This window comes from Fodinibius halophilus (assembly GCF_011059105.1).
Taxonomy (GTDB): domain Bacteria; phylum Bacteroidota; class Rhodothermia; order Balneolales; family Balneolaceae; genus Fodinibius; species Fodinibius halophilus.
Window position 1 is genome coordinate 1 of the sequence record NZ_JAALLS010000072.1, and the last position, 1,033, is coordinate 1,033.

Annotated in this window: 1 protein-coding gene; it reads right to left on the reverse strand. The window is 38.5% G+C overall.

The window, feature by feature from the left end; translation table 11 throughout:
* Positions 1–218: 218 nt before the first annotated feature.
* A complete protein-coding gene (locus G3569_RS18215; protein WP_165271514.1) occupies positions 219–986 on the reverse strand; it encodes a queuosine precursor transporter in 768 nt (255 codons plus the stop codon).
* Between the last annotated feature and the right edge of the window lie 47 nt (positions 987–1,033).

Below are 1,033 nucleotides of genomic sequence, written 5' to 3' on the forward strand. Positions count from 1 at the left end.
ACCACTCTGAGCGACACTTCCAAATTTAATTTTAGCTCTTTTTTAGAGCCAAAAAAACGGGGTTGAGCATGTTTCTCAAATGGGCTCGACCCCGTTTGTTATTGGAATCTTAAGGTACGACAATTAGGGGGTTCGTGTCAACAAATATTTAAGTTTTTTTTAAAGAAATTTGGCAATCCCTACTACCACTATTTAAAGCCACTTTCCACCTACGGCAATCACTCAAATAGGCTGTATTCGCTGGGGTCTTCTTCGAAATCCTGGAAGAGTTTAACCCCCAAATAGCAAAGCGGCGTATCAAACAGTGCGAAGAAGAATTTAAAGAGGTAAGAATTGATAATTAATATGATCAATTTCCCAATGGTATCCACTTCTTTTCCCAGATTACCGGCGATAAATAAAATGGTTAAAATTGCTGTGGAGTCAACTAATTGACTAACAGTAGTTGAAGCATTATTTCTCAGCCACAAATGTTTACCATTCGTTAAGTCTTTCCAAAAATGAAATAACCGCACGTCAACAGTCTGGGCAACTAAGTAGGCAATCATACTGGCAATGGTATTACCGATCATAAATTCATAGACTCCTTCAAATAGCTGAAGTCCCCCACTTACTCCCCCGGTATTGGGCAGCCAATGATTTACTGTCATTAAGAATAACATAAACACATTCATCCAGAAACCAACCCAAACCACCAGCTGAGCTTTCTTTCTACCGTATAACTCTGAAATCAAATCTGTAGCTAAAAAGGTGAAGGGATAGGCTATGACTCCCACAGGCACGCTCATCGTATAGATATTATTATCTCTTATAAGCGAGGGCACAATATTTAACATCCAGGTGGGGAGGGTTACAGAGAAGATGGTAACAAACTTGGTTGTACCGATCACATTTCCCAATACCAATGAAGTCAAAAAGATCCCCGCAAGGGATAAAAATAGCGCATCCCTCTTATAACTAATAACAGGCTGATTATTATTGTCCATTTATACGTTACTATAACGCGTTTACCGATTATCATTATAAATAATAA